General features: G+C 44.4%; 1 rRNA gene. It reads right to left on the reverse strand.

The features are described 5' to 3' along the window. A 23S ribosomal RNA gene (locus ACU68W_RS09185) occupies positions 1-2078 on the reverse strand; the annotation flags it as partial.

The following is a 2078-nucleotide window of genomic DNA, read 5'->3' on the forward strand; positions in this document are numbered from 1 at the left end:
GTCTCCCACCTATCCTGTACATTTAATCCCAAAATTCAATGTCAACCTGCAGTAAAGCTCCACGGGGTCTTTCCGTCCTACCGTGGGTAAGTCGCATCTTCACGACTACTACAATTTCACCGGATCCTTTGTTGAGACAGCGCCCAAATCGTTACACCTTTCGTGCGGGTCGGAACTTACCCGACAAGGAATTTCGCTACCTTAGGACCGTTATAGTTACGGCCGCCGTTTACTGGGGCTTAAGTTCGTTGCTTCGATTGCTCTAACAAGTCCCCTTGACCTTCCAGCACCGGGCAGGTGTCAGCACCTATACTTCATCTTTCGATTTAGCAGATACTTGTGTTTTTGGTAAACAGTCGCTTGGGCCTATTCTCTGCGACCTAATTTCTTAGGCATCCCTTCTCGCTAACTTACGGGATTATTTTGCCGAGTTCCTTAACAAAGGTTCTTCCGCGCGTCTTAGAATTCTCTTCTTGCCTACCTGTGTCGGTTTGCGGTACGGGTACAAGATTATTCGATAGCACCTTTTCTTGGCAGTTTGAATCTGTCGCTTCGCATCTTTCTGCTCCCCATGATAACTTACGTTAACGAATATACGGATTTGCCTGTATATTCTGGCTTGTTACTTGGACGTGCATAACCATCAGCACGCTCGACTTTTCCTTCTGCGTCAGTACTTCTCTCAATCACAATCTTGTAGTACAGGAATTTCTACCTGTTGTCCATCGACTACGCCTTTCGGCCTCGCCTTAGGTCCCGACTTACCCTGAGAGGACGAGCCTTGCTCAGGAATCCTTGGGCTTTCGACGGGGATGATTCTCACATCCCTTTTCGCTACTCATGCCAGCATTCTCACTTGTATATAATCCACAATTGCTTACGCTTTTTGCTTCAATTCATATACAACGCTCCTCTACCGATAGAAAAGCTATTATGCCAGTTGTATGTTGTTAAGTGTTTTAGAAATTGTATCGTTTAATAGTTTTATTTAATGTCTTTCTCTCTTACTTTACTAGTTGATATATTTCCTAATCACTTTTCTTCATACTTCTCGCATAATTGCTTTTCTATCCCACAGTTTCGGTATCAGATTTAGCCCCGTTCATCTTCGGCGCATTACCACTTGACCAGTGAGCTATTACGCACTCTTTAAATGTATGGCTGCTTCTGAGCCAACATCCTGGTTGTCTGAGTAGTATTACATCCTTTCCCACTTAATCTGTATTTTGGGACCTTAACTGGTGGTCTGGGCTGTTTCCCTTTTGACTATGAAGCTTATCCCTCATGGTCTGACTCCTGTTCATCGATTTTCAGGCATTCGGAGTTTGATAAGTTTCGGTAGAATTACTTCCCCTAGACTATTCAGTGCTCTACCTCCTGTAATCTAAAACAAGGCTAGCCCTAAAGCTATTTCGAGGAGAACCAGCTATATCCGAGTTCGATTGGCTTTTCACCCCTATCCACAGGTCATCCGATAGCTTTTAAACGCTACCCGGTTCGAGCCTCCAGTAAATTTTACTTTACCTTCACTCTGCCCATGGATAGATCACCCGGTTTCGGGTCTACAACACGCAACTTTCGCCCTATTAAGACTCGGTTTCCCTGCGACTTCACATCTTAAATGTTTAATCTTGCTACGTATCGTAACTCGCTGGCCCGTTCTACAAAAAGTACGACATTAGAAGTCTTCTTCCTCTGTCTGCTTGTAGGCGCAAGGTTTCAGGTTCTGTTTCACTCCCCTCCCGGGGTTCTTTTCACCTTTCCCTCACGGTACTATTCGCTATCGGTCACCAGGTAGTATTTAGCCTTAGGGGGTGGTCCCCCTATCTTCCCACAGAATTTCACGTGCTCCGTGGTACTCTTCTTAAAGTGTCTCTATTCTGATTTCGACTACAAGACTGTTACTTTCTTTGGTTCTTCTTTCCATAAGATTTGTCTATCAGTTTAGTCTTACTTTAATGGGCTGTTCTCTGTTCGCTCGCCGCTACTTGGAGAATCGAGTTTTCTTTCTTTTCTTGTTCCTACTTAGATGTTTCAGTTCAGAACATTCGCCTCCATACGCTATGTATTTACGTATG

This window comes from Finegoldia sp. P2-F-LR (assembly GCF_052932265.1).